At 63.7% G+C, this 19,309-nt stretch carries 14 protein-coding genes; 9 read left to right on the top strand and 5 right to left on the bottom strand.

Annotated features, from left to right (window positions below; genetic code table 11):
* Nucleotides 1–49: 49 nt before the first annotated feature.
* From AB1N67_RS18380 to mnmC, 4 genes are all read right to left on the bottom strand, one after another.
* The gene (locus AB1N67_RS18380) at nucleotides 50–1,234 is read right to left on the bottom strand and encodes an osmoprotectant NAGGN system M42 family peptidase (protein ID WP_043206611.1); all 1,185 of its coding nucleotides are present in this window, start codon (nucleotides 1,232–1,234) and stop codon (nucleotides 50–52) included.
* A 98-nt stretch (nucleotides 1,235–1,332) separates the two neighbouring features.
* Complete coding sequence (ngg, locus tag AB1N67_RS18375) at nucleotides 1,333–3,075, bottom strand: N-acetylglutaminylglutamine synthetase (RefSeq protein ID WP_043206610.1); 1,743 nt, start codon at nucleotides 3,073–3,075, stop codon at nucleotides 1,333–1,335.
* A gap of 3 nt (nucleotides 3,076–3,078) precedes the next feature.
* Nucleotides 3,079–4,866, bottom strand: a complete 1,788-nt coding sequence (locus tag AB1N67_RS18370) for an N-acetylglutaminylglutamine amidotransferase (RefSeq protein ID WP_102082658.1) — start codon at nucleotides 4,864–4,866, stop codon at nucleotides 3,079–3,081.
* Between the two features lie 140 nt (nucleotides 4,867–5,006).
* Nucleotides 5,007–6,989: a bifunctional tRNA (5-methylaminomethyl-2-thiouridine)(34)-methyltransferase MnmD/FAD-dependent 5-carboxymethylaminomethyl-2-thiouridine(34) oxidoreductase MnmC gene (gene mnmC / locus AB1N67_RS18365; protein WP_102082350.1), complete on the bottom strand. Its 1,983-nt coding sequence runs from the start codon at nucleotides 6,987–6,989 to the stop codon at nucleotides 5,007–5,009.
* A gap of 156 nt (nucleotides 6,990–7,145) precedes the next feature.
* Between mnmC and pap the strand changes: the two genes are divergently transcribed.
* A complete protein-coding gene (pap, locus tag AB1N67_RS18360) occupies nucleotides 7,146–8,639 on the top strand; it encodes a polyphosphate:AMP phosphotransferase (protein WP_043206607.1) in 1,494 nt (497 codons plus the stop codon).
* A 231-nt stretch (nucleotides 8,640–8,870) separates the two neighbouring features.
* Complete coding sequence (locus AB1N67_RS18355) at nucleotides 8,871–9,833, top strand: DMT family transporter (protein ID WP_102082351.1); 963 nt, start codon at nucleotides 8,871–8,873, stop codon at nucleotides 9,831–9,833.
* A gap of 65 nt (nucleotides 9,834–9,898) precedes the next feature.
* On the opposite strand, the gene AB1N67_RS18350 is transcribed toward AB1N67_RS18355, so the two are convergent.
* Nucleotides 9,899–11,293, bottom strand: coding sequence for a class II fumarate hydratase (locus AB1N67_RS18350; protein ID WP_070573107.1), 1,395 nt, complete (start codon nucleotides 11,291–11,293; stop codon nucleotides 9,899–9,901).
* 157 nt (nucleotides 11,294–11,450) lie between these two features.
* Here AB1N67_RS18350 and AB1N67_RS18345 point away from each other — a divergent pair, with 157 nt between their 5' ends.
* From AB1N67_RS18345 to AB1N67_RS18315, 7 genes are all read left to right on the top strand, one after another.
* Nucleotides 11,451–11,969: a DUF2059 domain-containing protein gene (locus AB1N67_RS18345; RefSeq protein WP_043206604.1), complete on the top strand. Its 519-nt coding sequence runs from the start codon at nucleotides 11,451–11,453 to the stop codon at nucleotides 11,967–11,969.
* An 11-nt stretch (nucleotides 11,970–11,980) separates the two neighbouring features.
* Nucleotides 11,981–12,277 carry a BolA family transcriptional regulator gene (locus AB1N67_RS18340; RefSeq protein ID WP_043206603.1) on the top strand — a complete coding sequence of 99 codons (297 nt, stop codon included), beginning with the start codon at nucleotides 11,981–11,983 and terminating at the stop codon, nucleotides 12,275–12,277.
* Between the two features lie 116 nt (nucleotides 12,278–12,393).
* Nucleotides 12,394–13,326 carry a rhodanese-related sulfurtransferase gene (locus AB1N67_RS18335; RefSeq protein ID WP_043206602.1) on the top strand — a complete coding sequence of 311 codons (933 nt, stop codon included), beginning with the start codon at nucleotides 12,394–12,396 and terminating at the stop codon, nucleotides 13,324–13,326.
* A 3-nt stretch (nucleotides 13,327–13,329) separates the two neighbouring features.
* Nucleotides 13,330–13,962, top strand: coding sequence for a DsbA family protein (locus AB1N67_RS18330; RefSeq protein ID WP_102082352.1), 633 nt, complete (start codon nucleotides 13,330–13,332; stop codon nucleotides 13,960–13,962).
* On the top strand, nucleotides 13,955–15,787 hold the full coding sequence (locus tag AB1N67_RS18325; protein ID WP_043206600.1) for an ABC transporter ATP-binding protein: 1,833 nt from the start codon (nucleotides 13,955–13,957) through the stop codon (nucleotides 15,785–15,787). The genes AB1N67_RS18330 and AB1N67_RS18325 overlap by 8 nt, the downstream gene beginning before the upstream one ends.
* 211 nt (nucleotides 15,788–15,998) lie before the next feature.
* Nucleotides 15,999–18,455, top strand: coding sequence for an EAL domain-containing protein (locus tag AB1N67_RS18320; RefSeq protein WP_043206599.1), 2,457 nt, complete (start codon nucleotides 15,999–16,001; stop codon nucleotides 18,453–18,455).
* 43 nt (nucleotides 18,456–18,498) lie between these two features.
* Nucleotides 18,499–19,284: a TenA family transcriptional regulator gene (locus AB1N67_RS18315; protein WP_043206598.1), complete on the top strand. Its 786-nt coding sequence runs from the start codon at nucleotides 18,499–18,501 to the stop codon at nucleotides 19,282–19,284.
* The last annotated feature ends 25 nt before the right edge of the window (nucleotides 19,285–19,309 follow it).

Raw genomic sequence — 19,309 nt, 5'->3', positions numbered from 1 at the left:
CAATCGCGCAGGGCTTGCCTCAGGTGCTGTGCCTCCTCGCGCCAAGCGCTCAAGGCTTGTTGCCAACCAGGCTGTCCACCGCCGGCACCCTTGTCTCGCTTTCCATCTGGGCATCATGCTCCAGCTGATGGCTGAAGCGCTCGAGCGATGCATTTGCAGGGTGCGAATCGCTGGCGAATACCGGTGGACTGAGCAGATAAGCCGCCAACAAGCGGCTCAGGGCAGCCAGGCTATCGATGTGGGTCCGCTCATACCCGTGGGTGGCATCGCAACCAAACGCCACCAGCGCGGTGCGGATATCGTGGCCGGCCGTGACGGCCGAATGGGCATCGCTGAAGTAATAGCGGAAGAGGTCACGACGCACCGGTAGGTCGTGGTCGCCAGCCAGTTTCAGAAGGTGCCGTGAGAGGTGGTAATCATAAGGGCCTGAGGAGTCCTGCATGGCCACGCTCACGGCATGTTCGCTTGAGGCCTGCCCGGGTGCCACCGGAGCGATGTCGATGCCGACGAACTCGCTCACGTCCCAAGGCAGCGCTGCCGCGGCACCAGAGCCTGTTTCTTCGGTGATGGTGAACAGCGGGTGGCAGTCGATCAACGGTTGCTGGCCGCACTCCACCACGGCCTTGAGTGCTGCCAGCAGTGCTGCCACGCCAGCCTTGTCGTCCAGGTGACGCGCGCTGATATGACCGCTTTCAGTGAACTCCGGTAGCGGATCGAAGGCGACGAAGTCGCCGATGGCTATCCCCAGTGCCTCGCAGTCGGCGCGGGTAGCGCAGTAAGCGTCCAGACGCACTTCCACATGCTCCCAACTGATCGGCATCTGATCGATGGCCGTGTTGAAGGCATGCCCGCTCGCCATCAGCGGCAGCACACTGCCGCGGTACACGCCTGTATCGGTGAACACGCTGACGCGACTGCCTTCGGCGAATCGACTGGACCAGCAGCCCACCGGGGCCAGGGCCAGACGGCCGTTATCGAGCAGTTGGCGCACGCTGGCGCCGATGGTGTCCAGATGCGCCGAGACGGCGCGGTCGGGCGTGTTCTGACGGCCTTTTAGCGTCGCGCGGATGGTGCCGCGGCGGGTCAGTTCGAAGGGGATGCCCAATTCGTCCAGGCGTTCGGCCACGTAGCGTACGATGGTGTCGGTAAAACCGGTGGGGCTAGGAATGGCGAGCATTTCCAACAGCACGCGTTTGAGGTACTCGAGATCGGGTTCGGGGTGTCCGTTAGACATCAGGTACTCCTTGGGTTAACGCTGTTCTCTCGCGGGTAAGCCCGCTCCCACAGAGCTGCGCCGAGCCCAATGGGAGCCGGTTTACCTTGTGCACGGTTTCATGTCGGTGCTTGGCTGTGGGGAAAGAGCAGGTCGACGAAGCGCTCGGCGGTCGGTTGCGGTTCGTGGTTGGCCAGGCCCACCCGCTCGTTGGCTTCGATGATCACGTAGTCCGGCTGCTCGGCATCGCGCACCATCAGGTCCAGGCCCACCACAGGAATGTCCAGGGCGCGCGCGGCGCGCACGGCGGCGTCTGCCAGCACCGGATGCAGGCGCTCGGTGACGTCTTCGAGCGTGCCGCCGGTGTGCAGGTTGGCGGTGCGGCGCACGGCAAGGCGTTGTCCAGCCGGCAACACGCTGTCGTAGTCCAGGCCCGACGCACGCAAGGTGCGTTCGGTCTCCTCATCGAGCGGGATACGGCTTTCGCCTCCGGTGGCAGCCTGGCGCCGTCTGCTTTGGGCTTCGATCAAGGCCTGAATGCTGTGTTTGCCGTCTCCAATCACCTGGGCCGGGTGACGGATCGCTGCCGCCACCACTTCGAAGCCGATCACCACGATGCGCAGGTCCAGACCAGGGTGATAGCTTTCGAGCAGTACCCGGCTGTCGAAGCGTTGAGCCTGCTCGACGGCCTGGTTGATCTCCTCCAGAGTGCCCAGGTTGACTGCGACACCTTGGCCTTGTTCGCCATCCACCGGCTTGACCACCACCGCGCCGTGCTCTTCGAGAAAAGCCAGGTTGTCATCGGCATTACCGGCCAACTGTTGAACCGGCACGCGCAGACCGGCGGCGTCCAGAACGTGCTGGGTGAGACGTTTGTCCTGGCACAAGGTCATGCTCACGGCACTGGTCAGATCGCTCAAGGATTCGCGGCAACGGACACGGCGCCCGCCCAGGCTCAGGGTGAACAGGCCTGCGCTGGCGTCGTCGACTTGCACGTCAATGCCGCGCCGGTAGGCCTCGTCGACGATCAGACGGGCGTAGGGGTTGAGCGAAGCCTCTGGGCCAGGGCCGAGGAACAGTGGCTGGTTGATGCCGTTCTTGCGCTTGACTGCAAAGGTCGGGAGGTTGCGAAAGCCCAGCTTCTTGTACAGGCGCTTGGCTTGGCGGTTGTCGTGCAACACCGACAGGTCCAGGTAGGCCAGGCCGCGGCTCATGAAGTGCTCGACCAAATGACGCACCAGGACTTCGCCTACGCCTGGGCGGGTGCATTGCGGGTCGACGGCCAGGCACCACAGGCTGCTGCCGTGTTCAGGGTCATCGAAGGCCTTGCTGTGGTTCAGCCCCATGACGCTGCCGATCACAGCGCCCGTGTCCTCGTCCTCGGCCAGCCAGTACACCGGCCCGCCCAGGTGATGGGGGGTGAGCAGCTCTGGGTTGACCGGCAGCATGCCGCGTCCTTGGTAAAGGGCGTTGATGGCATGCCAGTCAGCGTCGGCCTGGGCCCGGCGGATGCGAAATCCGCGGAACACGCGTTGCGCAGGGCGGTAGTCGGTGAACCACAGGCGCAGGGTGTCCGAAGGATCGAGGAACAACTGTTGCGGGGCCTGGGCCAGCACTTGTTGGGGAGCGGCCACATACAGAGCGATGTCTCGCTCGCCGGGGCGCTCGTCGAGCAATGCCTCGGCGAGCACGGCCGGGTCCGGGTAGGTGTGGCCGATCAGCAGCCGGCCCCAGCCGCAATGTACCGCACGGGGTTGGCCGTGGGGTTCGCTGCCGTCACCGGCCAATTGCGCCTGCAGGCGCTCGTAGGAGGGGGCTTGTCCGCGGAGCAGGCGCTGGCCATAGGCTGTTTGCGCTTTCATCGGTCAGATTCCTTGTTCGCTGAGCCAGAGGTTCAGGGCGGCCAACTGCCAAAGCTTGGAGCCTCGCAGCGGCGTCAGTTGACCCTGAGGATTGCTCAGCAGGCGATCGAGCATGGCCGGTTTGAACAGACCTCGGTCTTGGCTTGGGTCGGTCAGCAGTTCACGAACCCAGTCCAGCGTGGCGCCTTGCAGGTGCTTCAGACCCGGCACCGGGAAGTAGCCCTTCTTGCGGTCGATCACCTCATGTGGGATTACCCGTCTCGCCGCGGCCTTGAGCACGTGTTTGCCACCGTCGGGCAGTTTGAATCGGGCCGGGATGCGCGCCGACAGTTCCGCCAGTCGGTAATCGAGAAACGGTGTGCGGGCTTCCAGGCCCCAGGCCATGGTCATGTTGTCGACGCGTTTGACCGGGTCGTCGACCAGCATCACGGTGCTGTCCAGGCGCAGGGCCTTGTCCACAGCCTCGCTGGCGCCAGGGCGGGCGAAGTGTTCGCGAACGAACTCGCCGGCCGCGTCGCTTTCCAGCAGCCACGGGGCCTGGACCGTGTCGCGATACTCGGCATGGTCGCGGTCGAAGAACGCGGTGCGATAGGCCTCATACGCATCGTCGGCGCCGTCCACCTGCGGGTACCAATGGTAGCCGGCGAACAATTCGTCGGCGCCTTGGCCGCTCTGCACCCCCTTGCAGTGCTTGGCCACTTCCCGCGAGAGCAGGTAGAAGGCGATGCAGTCATGGCTGACCATCGGCTCGCTCATGGCGCGGAACGCCGCCGGCAGCTGTTCGAGGATCTCGCGCTCGTCGATACGCAATTGATGGTGGCGCGTGCCATAGTGGCGGGCGATCAGGTCCGAATACTGGAACTCGTCCCCGCGCTCGCCGCCGGCATCTTCGAAACCGATGGAGAAGGTCGACAGATCGTCCACCCCTACTTCGCGCAGCAGGCCGACCAACAGGCTGGAATCGACGCCGCCGGAGAGCAGCACGCCGACGTCCACCGCCGCCCGTTGGCGGATGGCTACGGCGTCGCGGGTGGCGTCGAGCACGCGTGTGGTCCAGTCTTCCAGGTCCAGGTGCTGTTCATCCGGACGCGGACCGTAGTGCAACTGCCACCAAGTCTCACGCTGCACCTCGCCGTGGCGGTCGATGCGCATCCAGGTCCCGGGTTCGAGCTTCTGCACGTTGGCCAGCAGGGTACGAGGCGCGGGCACTACGGCGTGGAAATTCAGATAGTGGTTGAGCGCCACCGGGTCGATCACCGGATCGATATCGCCGCCCTTGAGCAGCGCCGGGAGTGTGGAGGCGAAGCGCAGACGCTCACCGTTGCGCGACAGGTACAACGGTTTGACGCCGAGACGGTCGCGGGCCAGGAATAGGCGCTGGGCGTCGCGTTCCCAGATGGCCAGGGCGAACATGCCGTTGAGCTTGGGCAGCAAGGCTGCGCCCCAGGCGTGATAGCCCTTGAGCAACACTTCGGTGTCGCCGTCGGAGAAGAAGCGGTAGCCCAGGGCTTTGAGCTCTTCGCGCAGTTCGGGATAGTTGTAGATGGCGCCATTGAAGACCATCGACAGGCCCAAAGTGTTGTCGACCATGGGCTGAGCCGAGGCGTCGGACAGGTCCATGATTTTCAGACGCCGGTGGCCGAGGGCGATCGGGCCCTGGCTGTGGAAGCCCCAGGCGTCGGGGCCGCGAGGCGCCAGGTGATGGGTGATGCGCTCTACCGCGGCGAGGTCCGCCGGGCGAGGGGCTTGGTCGATGGGGGTGAAACGTAACTCTCCTGCTAATCCGCACATAGGTCCTTACCGGTTTTGCCGTTGGGGAATATGCGCCCCGAAATGGGGCACATAAGGAACTGACCCATGGGGGTTGTGAGAGTTTTAGATCAATCCGTTATATAGGTTGAGCGGCCCCGTTGCCGGTGAACCCGGCCTATCTATTTGCCGCGAATCAACCGACGCAACGCAAACCGGTTCGGATGACACGCCTGCGCCACCGTGCGCGGCAGCGGCAGCGGTTCACCGCACACCCAGGCTGCGACCAGCTCGCCGCTCAAGGGCGCGGTGATCAACCCTCGCGAACCATGGCCGCTGTTCACGTACAACCCGTCGAGCCAAGGACAGGGCGTGTCCGGGACTTGTCGAGCGTCTTTAGCGAGCACCGCATAGGCGTCGGTGAACGCTTGCGCATCCGCCACGGGCCCTACGATCGGCAGGTAGTCTGGACTTGTGCAGCGGAACGCCGCTCGGCCTCGCAACCGGGCGGGGTCCAGCACGCTGGTATTGAGCCGCTCGGCCAGGTCCGTGGAGATTTCATCGAGCAGGGACAAGTTGCCCTGGTGTTCGGCGACAGTCGGTGCTAAGTCGTCGTTATGGAAGTCGAAGCTTGCGCCCAAGGTGTGCTCATCGCCACGCGGCGGCGCGACGTAGCCTTCGGCACACACCACGGTGCGCAAGGCGCGGCTGGCCTCGGTGGCTGGCAGGCGGGTGATCTGCCCGCGGATGCGCTTGAGCGGCAGCTCGGCGCAGGCCTCGAAGCGGCGGATCTCGGCGGCACCGGCGAGCACCACCACTGGCGCGCTCGCCAGCAGGCGCTCACCGTCCCACGCTTGCCAACGGCCATCGACTTTGCGCAGTTCGATTACCTCCTGGTGGGTCAGCAACTCGATGTGCGGATGTTGCAGCTGCGCCTGGCACAGCGCTGGCGGATGCACCCAGCCGCCTTCGGGATAGAACAACCCACCGGCAGGCAGTGCCACACCTGCGACCGACTCGGCCTGGGCCTGATCGAGCACGTGCAGCAATGTGCTGTCGAAGGCCTCGGCCAGCTTGGCCTGGCGCTGTGCTTCCTTGTCGTCGAAGGCCAATTGCAGCACACCGCAGTCGTCCCAGTCCTGTCCGCGTTGCAGCTGTTGCAGCCAACGGCGGGTGTAGCCGAAGCCCGAGAGGATCATCTGCGACAGCGTCGTGCCGTGGGCCGAGAGTTTCAGGTAGAGCACGCCCTGGGGGTTGCCCGAGGCTTCCTGGGCCGGGGCGTCGTGGCGCTCCAGCACGCTGACCTGCCAGCCACGGGCCGCGAGGCTGGCAGCCGTGGCGCTACCGGCAAGGCCGGCACCGATGACCACGGCATGCCGCGGGCCTTGCACAGGGGCAGGGCGGGCATACCAAGGTTCGGGTTCGGCTGGGGCGGGTTGCTCAGCGGGCCAGCCCTGGAACTGGCCGTGCATGACCTCCCATTTTTTACCGATACCCGGCACCTTGCGCATGGCAAAGCCTGCAGCGATCAGGCCACGACGCACCCAGCCGGTGGTAGTGAAGGTGCCCAGTGTGGTGCCGGGCCGGGACAGCCGGGCCAGTTGCGCGAACAGCTCCGGCGTCCACATGTCGGGGTTCTTCGCCGGGGCGAAGCCGTCGAGGAACCACACATCGACCTGCGCATCGAGCGTAGGCAATTGCGCCAGGGCATCGCCCACCATCAGGGTCAGGGTCACCCGCCCATGGTCGAAGCTGAACTGCTGGAAGCCGCCATGCACCGCCACGTACTGTGCCAGCAGCGGCTGCCAGTAAGGTTCGAGTTGCGGCCACAGCTGTACCGCGCGGGCGAGGTCTTCGCGGGTGAGCGGGTACTTTTCGACGCTGACAAAATGCAGGCGCGCACCCCGCGGGGCGTGTTCGGCGAACAACTGCCAGGCACAGTAGAAATTCATGCCCGTGCCGAAGCCGGTCTCGCCGATCACCAGGCAGTCCTGGGGCGTCAGGGCGGTGCAGCGTTCACGCAGGCGGTTCTGTTCGAGGAAGACATGCTGGGTTTCCTCGATGCCTTCGTTCTTGGAAAAGTAGATGTCGTCGTACTGCCGCGAGTGAGGGCGGCCCTGGTCGTCCCAGTCGATCTGGGCGTGCTGTAAGAAGGTGTCAGGCATGGTTGGCTCAGCATGTCGCGGGAGGACGATTTTAAGCCATTTACGCACCTGTCGCTGCGCCAACCGAACAGAACCGAACGTGGCCAGCGATTGGACCTGAAGCCTGGCGCACAATCCGCTAGTCTTGGTTATCCATTGAAGGAGCCAAGGCAACTCATGTTCGAATCCGCCGAAATTGGTCACAGCATCGACAAGGAGGCTTTCGAGGCCGAAGTACCCGCCCTGCGCGAGGCGCTGCTCGAAGCCCAGTACGAACTCAAGCAGCAGGCGCGCTTTCCGGTGATCGTGTTGATCAACGGCATCGAGGGCGCCGGCAAGGGCGAGACGGTCAAACTGCTTAACGAGTGGATGGACCCGCGTCTGATCGAGGTACGCACCTTCGACCAGCAGACCGATGAGGAACTGGCCCGTCCGCCGGCCTGGCGCTACTGGCGGGCGTTGCCGCCCAAAGGGCGCATGGGTGTGTTCTTCGGCAACTGGTACAGCCAGATGCTGCAGGGACGGGTCCATGGTCTGTTCAAGGATGCGGTGCTCGACCAGGCCATCACCGGGGCCGAGCGTCTGGAGCAGATGCTTTGCGACGAGGGCGCGCTGATCATCAAGTTCTGGTTCCATCTGTCCAAGAAACAGATGAAGGCGCGTCTTAAGGCGCTCAAGGACGACCCTTTGCACAGCTGGCGCATTAGCCCGCTGGACTGGCAGCAATCGCAAACCTATGACCGCTTCGTGCGTTTCGGCGAGCGTGTGTTGCGTCGCACCAGCCGCGACTACGCGCCCTGGCATGTGATCGAGGGGGTCGATCCGTACTACCGCAGCCTGGCGGTGGGGCGCATTCTCCTGGAGAGCCTGCAAGCGGCGCTGGCCAACGATCCGAGTAGCAAGCACAAAGGCAACGTGGCGCCATTGGGGCGCAGCATCGACCAGAAGAGCCTGCTCGGCGCGTTGGACCTGAGCCGGCGCCTGGACAAACACGATTACCAAGAGCAACTGGTCACCGAACAAGCCCGCCTTGCAGGGCTGCTGCGCAACAAGCAGATGCGCCGCCATGCATTGGTGGCGGTGTTCGAAGGCAATGACGCGGCAGGCAAGGGCGGCGCTATCCGCCGGGTGGCCGCGGCGCTCGACCCCCGTCAGTACCGCATCGTACCGGTCGCCGCGCCCACCGAGGAGGAGCGGGCCCAGCCTTACCTGTGGCGTTTCTGGCGGCATATTCCGGCGCGAGGCAAGTTCACCATCTTCGACCGTTCTTGGTATGGCCGGGTGCTGGTGGAGCGGGTGGAGGGCTTTTGCACCCCGGCCGACTGGATGCGTGCCTATGGCGAGATCAACGATTTCGAGGAGCAACTGACCAACGCGGGCGTCGTGGTGGTGAAGTTCTGGCTGGCGATCGACCAGCAAACGCAGCTGGAGCGCTTCGAGGAACGCGAGCAGATCCCGTTCAAGCGCTACAAGATCACCGAGGACGATTGGCGCAACCGCGACAAGTGGGACCTATACGTAGAGGCGGTGGGGGACATGGTCGACCGCACCAGTACCGAGATCGCGCCCTGGACCTTGGTCGAGGCCAACGACAAGCGTTGGGCACGGGTGAAGGTGCTCAAGACCATCAACGAGGCGCTGGAAGCGGCATTTCATAAATCCCGCAAGTAAGTGCTTGGCTGTCACCTATTTTGGCGAGCGAACCCGCTTCCACAGACTAGCGGTGCACTTGTGGCAGCGGGTTTGCCGGCGAAAAGGCCAGCGTAGGCGACAGGGGAAATCCTGGCATGCCCGCAAGGAATGACCCGATGAATTCTTTTCCCGCGACTTTTCCCCAGCCCTGTACTCCAAGCCCTTAGAATTTCCAGTACCCCCACCCGCAGGGCCTGATTCGAGGACGCTATGCACATTTCTTCCGGACGCTGGGGCTACGGCCTGTTCCTGGCACTGCTGACCGCGTTTCTCTGGGGCATTCTGCCGATCAAGCTCAAGCAAGTCCTGCAGGTGATGGACCCGATCACCGTCACCTGGTATCGCCTCACGGTTTCTGGCTGCCTGCTGTTCGCCTGGCTGGCGGTCAATCGGCGCTTGCCGGCTGTCGGCAAGCTTGGACGCAAGGGCGCAGGCCTGATCGCCGTGGCGGTGTTCGGCCTGATGGGCAATTACGTGCTGTACCTGATCGGGCTCAACCTGCTCAGCCCTGGCACCGCACAATTGGTGGTGCAGATTGGCCCGGTGTTGTTGCTGGTGGCCAGCGTGTTCGTCTTCAAGGAGCGCTTCAGCCTTGGACAGGGGCTTGGGTTGTTGGTGCTGCTGGCTGGATTCGGGCTGTTCTTCAACCAGCGGCTCGAAGAGCTGCTGACCTCGTTGGGCGTTTATACCACCGGCGTGTTGACCATTCTGCTGGCCACGAGCATCTGGGTGTTCTATGCCCTGAGCCAGAAGCAACTGCTCACGGTGTGGCATTCACAGCAGGTGATGATGGTGATGTACCTGAGCTGTGCGCTGTTGCTGATGCCCTGGGCGCATCCATTGGAGGCATTGCAGTTGAGCCCGCTGCAAGGCTGGCTGTTGCTGGCGTGTTGCCTCAATACCCTGGTGGCGTACGGAGCGTTCGCCGAGGCGCTGGCCCATTGGGAGGCCTCGCGAGTGAGCGCGACCTTGGCGCTCACACCTTTGGTGACTTTCCTCGCCGTGGCCGCGGCGGCCGTGCTGTGGCCGGATCATGTCCAGGCCGAAGACATCAACGCCCTGGGATACGTCGGGGCGGTGACGGTGGTGGTGGGGTCGGCCCTCGTGGCGTTGGGACCTTCATTGATGGCCGGCTGGCGTGCGCGGCGTGCGCGATTGGCACAGGTTCAGTGAACCAGACGTGGCTGCGCCAGCTCCCGTAAAAGAGCTGGCGCAAACGGGGCTGCATGGACTGACGGTCAGCCTTTTGCACCGGGCGCCAGCATGTTCTCTGGCCGCACCCATTGGTCGAACTGCTCGTTGGTCAGGTACTTGAGCTCAAGCGCCGCCTCACGCAGTGTCTTGCCCTCGCTGTAGGCCTTCTTGGCGATCTCGGCAGCCTTGTCGTAACCGATGTGCGGGTTGAGCGCGGTGACCAGCATCAGCCCTCGCTCCAGATGCGCCGCCATCTGCTCTGCATCCGGCTCGATCCCGGCCACGCAGTGCTGCTGGAAGTTGCGGCAGCCGTCGGCCAGCAACTCGATCGATTGCAGCAGGTTGTGGATGATCACCGGCTTGAACACGTTCAACTGCAGATGCCCTTGGCTGGCGGCAAAGCCGATCGCCGCGTCGTTGCCCAGCACCTGGCAGGCAAGCATCGACAAGGCCTCGCATTGGGTCGGGTTGACCTTGCCGGGCATGATCGAACTGCCCGGTTCGTTGGCCGGCAGGCGTACTTCGGCGAGCCCCGCCCGTGGGCCGGAGCCGAGCAGGCGCAGGTCGTTGGCGATTTTCATCAAGGCCACGGCCAGGGTCTTGAGGGCGCCGGCCAGGGTGGTCAGCGGCTCATGGCCGGCCAGGGCGGCGAACTTGTTCGGTGCGGTGACGAAGGGCAGGCCCGAAAGCGCCGCCAGCTCTGCGGCGATGGCTTCGGCGAAGCCGTGCGGAGCATTGAGCCCGGTACCGACCGCAGTCCCGCCCTGGGCCAGCTCGCACACTGCCGGCAGGCTGGCACGAATGGCGCGCTGGGCATAGTCAAGCTGGGCGACGAACGCCGAGACTTCCTGGCCGAAGGTGATGGGTGTGGCGTCCATCATGTGGGTACGGCCGGTCTTGACCAGGTGCTGGTGACGCGCCGACAGCTCGGCCAGTCCCGCCGAGAGTTCGGCGATCGCTGGCAGCAGTTTGTCGTGCACGGCCTGTGCAGCGGCGATGTGCATGGCGGTGGGGAAGCAGTCGTTGGAGCTCTGCGAGCGGTTGACGTGGTCGTTGGGGTGTACCGGCGCCTTGCCGCCTCGACCCTTGCCGGCCAGCTCGTTGGCGCGCCCGGCGATGACTTCGTTGACGTTCATGTTGCTCTGGGTGCCGCTGCCGGTCTGCCAGACGACGAGCGGGAACTGGTCGTCATGTTCGCCTTGGAGCACTTCATCGGCGGCCTGTTCGATAAGACGGGCGATGTCGGCCGGCAGGTCGCCATTGCGGTCGTTGACCCGCGCTGCAGCTTTCTTGATCAGCGCCAGGGCGTGCAGTACAGCCAGGGGCATGCGCTCCTTGCCGATGGCGAAGTTGATCAGCGAACGCTGGGTCTGCGCGCCCCAGTAGGCGTCCTCTGGAACTTCGACCGGGCCCAGGCTGTCTGTCTCGATACGGCTCATGCTGCGTTCACTCCTTTGTCAGTCCGAAACCGCAGTTTAGGCCCTGATTCGCTCGAGCGGTTCCGTCGCTCGTCATGCCACTTGAGCACTATGGCGCCACGGCGCAGAATGCTCTCCCCGAGGTACCCGCCTCCCTTTCTTTCATGAAGGAAATGCAATGACTCGTCTTCGCGTCCTCTGTGCCGCCGTCGTCCTGGCTTGCGCCAGCGGCCAGGTACTCGCCGCCACTGCCAGCCACAACGCTGCCGCCGAGAAATTCCTGACTCTGGTCAATGCCGACAAGCTGGGCACCCCGGTGTACATGCAAGTCCAGCAGATGTTCGCCCAGCGTTTCGCCCAGACCAAAGCGCCTGAGTCCAAGAAAAACGTGCTCGACAGCTACCAGGCCAAGGCCAATGCCGCCCTGGACAACGCCATCGGCTGGAAGAAGATCAAGCCGAAGATGGTCGACCTGTATACCCAGACCTTCACCGAGCAGGAGCTCAAGGACCTGGTCAAATTCTACGAATCGTCGCTGGGCAAGAAGGTCCTGCGCGAGATGCCCCGCGTGACCCAGCAGTCGGCCCAGCTGACCCAGCAGAGCCTGGAGCCGGCGGTGCCAGTGGTCAACAAGCTGCTTGACGACATGACCAAGGAACTGGACCCGAACGCCGGCAAGGCCCCAGCCAAGAAGTGAGTGACGCCCCGATGAACATGCAGCAACGCATCGAACAGCAGTTGGCCGCCCTGGCCCCGGCGCACCTTGAGGTGCTCAACGAGAGCCACATGCATAGCCGTGGCCAGGAGACCCACTACAAGGCGGTGATCGTCAGCGAGCAGTTCGCCGGACTCAATAGCGTCAAGCGCCACCAGAAGGTCTACGCCACCATGGGTGAGCTGATGGGCCAGATCCACGCCCTGGCGATCCATACCTATACATCCGAGGAATGGGCCAAAGTCGGTGCGGCGCCGGCCTCCCCGGTCTGTGCCGGCGGGGGGCACTGAATCCCTTCCGTCGTTCTGGTACAATCCGCGTCATCCGGGGGCCGCTACAGCGGCCCCCTGCTTTTTGTCAAACCCGGTCCGCCCCTTACGAGGGTGACCACCTGGAGAGTTGTTTCATGTCCCAAGCTATCGTCGTGGCGGCCTTGTACAAGTTCGTCACTCTGGAAGACTACGTCGAGCTGCGCGAGCCGCTGCTCCAGACCATGGTCGACAACGGCGTCAAAGGCACCTTGCTGTTGGCCCTGGAAGGCATCAACGGTACTGTCTCGGGCACCCGTGAAGGTATCGACGGGCTGCTCACCTGGCTGCGCAACGACCCGCGCCTGGTCGATATCGACCACAAGGAATCCTACTGCGACGAGCAGCCGTTCTACCGCACCAAGGTCAAGCTCAAGAAAGAGATCGTCACCCTGGGCGTGCCGGGCGTGGACCCGAACCACAAGGTCGGTACCTACGTCGAGCCCAAGGACTGGAACGCCCTGATCAGCGACCCGGAAGTGCTGCTGATCGACACCCGCAACGACTATGAAGTGGCCATCGGCACGTTCAAGGGCGCCATCGACCCGAAGACCGAGACCTTCCGCCAGTTTCCCGACTACATCAAGGCCAACTTCGATCCGAGCAAGCACAAAAAGGTTGCGATGTTCTGCACCGGCGGCATCCGTTGCGAAAAAGCCTCCAGCTACATGCTCGGTGAAGGCTTCGAGGAGGTCTATCATCTTAAGGGTGGGATCCTGAAGTACTTCGAGGAAGTGCCTCAGGAGCAGAGCCTGTGGGATGGCGACTGCTTCGTCTTCGACAATCGCGTCACGGTGCGTCATGACCTGACCGAGGGCGAATACGACCAGTGCCATGCCTGCCGCCACCCGATCAGCGTGGAGGACCGTGCGTCCGAGCACTATTCGCCAGGCGTGAGCTGCCCGCATTGCTGGGACAGCCTGAGCGAGAAGACCCGGCGCAGCGCCATCGACCGGCAGAAGCAGATCGAACTGGCCAAGGCGCGCAACCAGCCCCACCCGATCGGTTACAACTACAAAGCCGAGGCTTGATGCATGTCCGCACGCCTGCTGTATGTGATGGACCCGATGTGTTCCTGGTGCTGGGGCTTCGCCCCGGTGGCCGAGGCGTTGATCGCCCAGGCGCGTGAGGCTGGCGTGCCGACGCGCCTAGTGCTGGGTGGCCTGCGCTCGGGCAGCAGCGCCCTGGATGCCTCGACCCGTCGCTACATCCTCGAACATTGGCAGGCGGTGGCCGAAGCCACCGGCCAGGCGTTTCGCTTCGAAGGTGCCATGCCGGACGGCTTCGTCTACGACACCGAGCCCGCTTGCCGCGCCCTGGTGGCAGCGCGCGAGCTGGACGCCGAGCGGGTCTGGCCTCTGCTGGGATTGATTCAGCGGGCGTTCTACGAGCAGGGGGTGGACGTTACCCGCGCTCCGCAACTGGTGGAGCTTGCCGAGCAGGCAGGTTTTGACCGAGGTCATTTCGCCGAGGCGTTTTCCCGGGCCGATACCCGTGCCGCCACCGCGGCCGATTTCAGTTGGGTGCAGGACCTGGGCATTGCCGGCTTTCCGACGCTGCTGGCCGAGCGCAACGGCCAGCTGGCCTTGCTGACCAACGGCTACCAGCCGCTGGACCGGCTGCAACCCTTGCTCGGCCGCTGGCTGCAGCAGGCCGCCTGTGCTTGACCTGCCAGGGTCATCCGACCCTGTGCCGGGGAAGGCCCCCGCCGTGGCCGATCGTCTGAGCTGGGCGGAGATCCGCCGCCTGGCGTTGCATCACAAGAAGGCCCTGTGGTCCGCCAACCTTGTGGCCGTGCTCGCGGCTTTGTGCAGCGTGCCGATCCCTTTGCTGCTGCCATTGCTGGTGGACGAAGTGTTGCTCGGCCATGGCGATGCGGCGCTCAAGTGGATGAACCGCTTCCTGCCGGACAACTGGCAGGTGGCGGCCGGCTACATCGGCCTGATGCTGATCGCGACCCTTGGCCTGCGCCTGGCTGCACTGGCCTTCAACGTGTTGCAGGCCAAGTTGTTCGCGGGCCTTGCCAAGGACATCGTCTACCGCCTGCGCATTCGCCTGATCGAACGGCTCAAGCGGATCTCCCTCAAGGAATACGAAAGCCTGGGCAGCGGCACCGTGACCACGCATCTGGTGACTGACCTGGACACCCTGGACAAGTTCGTCGGCGAGACCTTGAGCCGCTTCCTGGTGGCCGTCCTGACCTTGACCGGTACGGCCGCCATCCTGATCTGGATGCACTGGCAGCTGGCACTGTTGATCCTGCTGTTCAACCCACTGGTGATCTACTTCACCGTGCAACTGGGCAAGCGGGTCAAGCACCTGAAGAAGCTCGAAAACGACAGCACCGCACGCTTTACCCAGGCTTTGGCCGAGACCCTGGACGCCATTCAGGAGATCCGCGCCGGCAACCGTCAGGGTTATTTTCTCGGTCGCCTCGGGCTGCGTGCCCGGGAAGTGCGCGACTATGCCGTGGCCTCGCAGTGGAAGAGCGACGCCAGCGGTCGTGCCAGCGGGCTGTTGTTCCAGTTCGGTATCGATATCTTCCGCGCCGCGGCCATGCTCACGGTGCTGTTCTCCGACCTGTCCATTGGCCAGATGCTGGCTGTATTCAGCTACTTGTGGTTCATGATCGGGCCGGTGGAGCAACTGCTCAATCTGCAATACGCCTACTATGCCGCCGGCGGCGCCCTGAGCCGGCTCAATGAGCTGCTGGCGCGGGCCGACGAGCCGCAGTATCCGGCGGCGGTCGACCCCTTCGCCGGGCGCGACACGGTCGGCATCGAAGTGCGCGACCTGCGCTTTGCCTATGCCGACGAGCCTGTGCTCGAGCATCTGGATCTTTCCATCGCCCCGGGCGAGAAAGTGGCTATCGTCGGGGCCAGCGGTGGCGGCAAGAGCACCTTGGTACAGCTGCTGCTGGGCCTGTACAGCGCCCAGGCCGGGACCATCCGCTTCGGTGGGGCGAGCCTTCAGGAGATCGGCCTTGAGGCGCTGCGCGAGAATGTCGCGGTGGTGCTACAGCACCCATCGCTGTTCAACGATAGCGTGCGCGCCAACCTGACGCTGGGCCGTGACTGCACCGACGAGGCCTGCTGGCAGGCTCTGCGCATCGCCCAGCTCGATGCCACCATCGCCGCGCTGCCCCAGGGCCTGGACAGCGTGGTGGGGCGCTCCGGCGTCCGTCTGTCCGGTGGCCAGCGCCAGCGCCTGGCCATTGCCCGAATGATCCTCGCCGAGCCCAAGGTGGTGATTCTCGACGAGGCCACCTCGGCCCTGGACGCTGCCACCGAATACAACCTGCATCAGGCCATGGCGCGGTTTCTCAATGGCCGTACCACATTGATCATCGCCCACCGGCTGTCGGCGGTGAAACAGGCAGACCGGGTGCTGGTGTTCGATGGCGGGCATGTGGCCGAGGATGGCGGTCACCAGCAGTTGATTGCCGAGGGCGGGTTGTACGCCAAGCTGTATGGGCATTTGCAGCAGAGCTGAACGTGCCTGGGGGCGCTGCGGGAAAGCGCGCCTCGTCGCGAGCACTGCCACGGCCGGTGCCATTGCCCAGCAACGCTTGATCCAGGCCAGTACCGGTAACGCGGTAATCCACTTCAATTCCCATCAAAAACCCCGTCGTCCCGCTGGCAAATGACCTACGCTGTGCTTGTCTGGGTCGACATGCGCCTTTCTGCTCAGTGACAGGGATTACATGAAGGGAAATCGGACTCTCGAAGCGCCAAGGCTGCTGGGCATCATCTGGCCCTTCATCGCCGTTGTGATTTTCCAGATGCTGTTGGGCAGCATGAGTCTCTACGCATTGTCTGCCGTACGCGCCTATGTGGCAGGCGAAAGCCTGTGGTCCAAGGCCCAGAAGGACGCCATCTACTACCTGAGCCTGTACGCCGATACCCGTGACGAACGTTCTTACCAGCGTTACCTGCAGGCAATCGACGTGCCCAAAGGTGACTACCAGCTGCGTCTGGCGCTGGACCGACCCGATCCTGACATTGAGGCGGCGCGCAAAGGTGTCCTGCAAGGCGGCAACCACCCGGACGATGCCTCCCGGATCATCTGGTTCTACCGCAATTTTCGCCACGTCAGCTATATGGAAACCGCCATCGCCTATTGGGACATCGGCGATAACTATCTGCGCTTGCTCGATGACGTGGCTCGGGAGATGCGCGAGGGGTTTGTCACTGGAGAGGTCACTGCCGGCGACGTGGACCGCTGGCGTGCGCGCATCGTCTCCATCAACGAGGGTGTGACCCCGGCGGCCAAGGCCTTCAGCGATGCACTGGGCGAAGGGTCGCGGATGTTGCTCAGGATGCTGATGATCACCAACCTGGCGACGGCGCTGTTTCTCATCAGTATCGCCTGGCGTCGTTCGAGCAAGCTGCTGGCCCAGCGCCAAGCGTTTGCCCAGGCCCTGCAGGCCGAACGGGAGCGGGCGCAGATCACCTTGCAGTCCATTGGCGATGCGGTGATTACCACTGACGTCGAAGGCTGCATCGTCTACATGAACCCGGCCGCCGAGCTGCTCACCCACTGGCAGGCCAGCCAGGCCCAGGGCATGCCGCTGGCGGCGTTGTTCAGCCTGGTGGACGAGCATGCCGAGCACGACAACCGCACCCTGGTCGAGCAGGTGCTCAGCGGCAGTCTCAAGGGTGGCTCCGAGCATGCCCGGCTGATACAGCGGCTTGATGGCAGCACGGTGTCGATCAACCTAGTCGGCTCGCCGATCGTCAGCGATGGCCAGGTCAGTGGCCTGGTGCTGGCGTTGCATGACATGACCCAGGAGCGCCAGTACATCGCCAGCCTTTCCTGGCAGGCGACTCACGACGCTTTGACGGGCCTGGCCAACCGCCGCGAGTTCGAGTATCGCCTCGAGCAGGCCCTCAACAGCCTGGCACGCCAGCCCGGGCGGCATTCGCTGATGTTCCTGGACCTGGACCAGTTCAAGCTGGTCAACGACACCAGCGGCCATGCCGCTGGCGATGAGTTGTTGCGCCACATTTGCGCGGTATTGCAGGCTGGCCTGCGTGAGGGGGACACCTTGGCGCGGCTGGGGGGCGACGAGTTCGGCGTGCTGCTGGAGAACTGCCCGCCCGAACAGGCCGAGCGTATTGCCGAGCAACTGCGCCAGACCGTGCAGAGCCTACATTTTGTGTGGAAAGGCCGGCCGTTCGTCACCACCGTGAGTGTGGGCCTTGTGCATATCGCCCAACCGGCCGGCACCCTGGAAGCCTCGCTGCGTGCGGCCGACATGGCCTGCTACATGGCCAAGGAGAAAGGCCGCAACCGGGTCCAGGTGTACCACGCCGACGACACTGAACTGTCCCTGCGCTTTGGCGAAATGGCGTGGATCCAGCGTCTGCACGTAGCCTTGGAGGAGAATCGCTTCTGCCTCTATGCCCAGGAAATCGCGCCGCTTTCGTCTATGGAAGGGCCTGGCCATCTGGAGATCCTGCTGCGCCTGCACGATGAAAGCGGCCGCACCATCCTGCCCAGCACCTTTATTCCGGCCGCCGAACGCTACGGCTTGATGACTGCCCTGGATCGCTGGGTGGTGCGCAACGTGTTCCAGGTCATTCGCCAATGCCTGGACGAAGGCAGGGAAGGGCCGCTGGCCATGTGCGCGATCAACTTATCCGGATCGAGCATTGGCGACGACAAGTTCCTGGAGTACCTGCGCTCATTGTTTGGCGAGTATTCGATTCCACCGCGGCTGGTCTGTTTCGAGATCACCGAAACCAGCGCCATCGCCAACCTGGGCAGTGCGATTCGTTTTATCAACGAGTTGAAGGGGCTGGGCTGCAAGTTCTCGTTGGATGACTTCTGCGCGGGTATGTCGTCATTCGCGTATTTAAAACATTTGCCTGTAGACTTCCTGAAGATCGACGGAAGTTTCGTAAAAGACATGCTCGACGATCCGATCAACCGCGCCATGGTCGAGGTGATCAATCATATCGGGCATGTGATGGGCAAACGGACCATTGCCGAATTCGTCGAAACGCCGTTGATTGAACAGGCGTTGCAGGAGATCGGCGTGGATTATGCCCAGGGTTACCTCATCGAGCGGCCGCAGGTGTTCACCTGCGACAGCCTGCAACGCCAACGAATAGCCGCAAGGCCCCTGTTGCACCGGGCGCCTGGGACCTTTCGTTGAAGAAGGTGTCGTCCGGAAATCACATGGATTCAAGGAGCAGAAAGTGATTGATACCTTCGTACGAATCGGCCCATTGATGGATGCCGCCAGTTACCCCGATTGGGCTCAGCAATTGATCGAAGAGTGCCGCGAAAGCAAGCGGCGGGTGGTGGAGCATGAGTTCTACCAGCGCTTGCGAGACGGCCAGCTCAAGCAGGCCACTATCCGCCAGTACCTGATCGGTGGCTGGCCGGTGGTCGAGCAGTTCTCCCTCTATATGGCCCACAACCTGACCAAGACCCGCTTTGCCCGGCACCCAGGCGAAGACATGGCGAGGCGCTGGCTGATGCGCAACATCCGCGTCGAGCTCAACCACGCCGACTACTGGCTGCACTGGTGCCAGGCCCACGGGATCACCTTGGCTGACCTGCAGGCCCAGGAGGTCCCGCCGGAGCTCAATGGCCTCAATGACTGGTGCTGGCGGGTTTGTGCCACCGAGTCGCTGGCGCTGTCGATGGCCGCGACCAACTATGCGATCGAAGGCGCGACAGGTGAGTGGGCGGCGCTGGTGTGTTCCACCGACACCTATGCCTTGAGCTTCCCCGAGGACATCCGCAAGCGCGCGATGAAATGGCTGAAGATGCATGCTCAATACGATGATGCGCATCCGTGGGAGGCGCTGGAGATCATCTGTACGCTGGCTGGCGAGCACCCGACTCCGGGCTTGCGGGCCGAGCTGCGCAGGACGATCTGCAAAAGCTATGACTGCATGTTCCTGTTCCTGGAGCGATGCATGCAGCTGGAGCATCGTCAGCCAGGGCGTCTGCGGCCGGCGCTGGCGATAGGGTAAGGTCTGGGGCCTTGCGCCCCATCGC

Source organism: Pseudomonas guariconensis, assembly GCF_040822035.1.
Lineage (GTDB): Bacteria > Pseudomonadota > Gammaproteobacteria > Pseudomonadales > Pseudomonadaceae > Aquipseudomonas > Aquipseudomonas guariconensis.
This window is presented reverse-complemented; position numbering and strand designations above follow the sequence as displayed.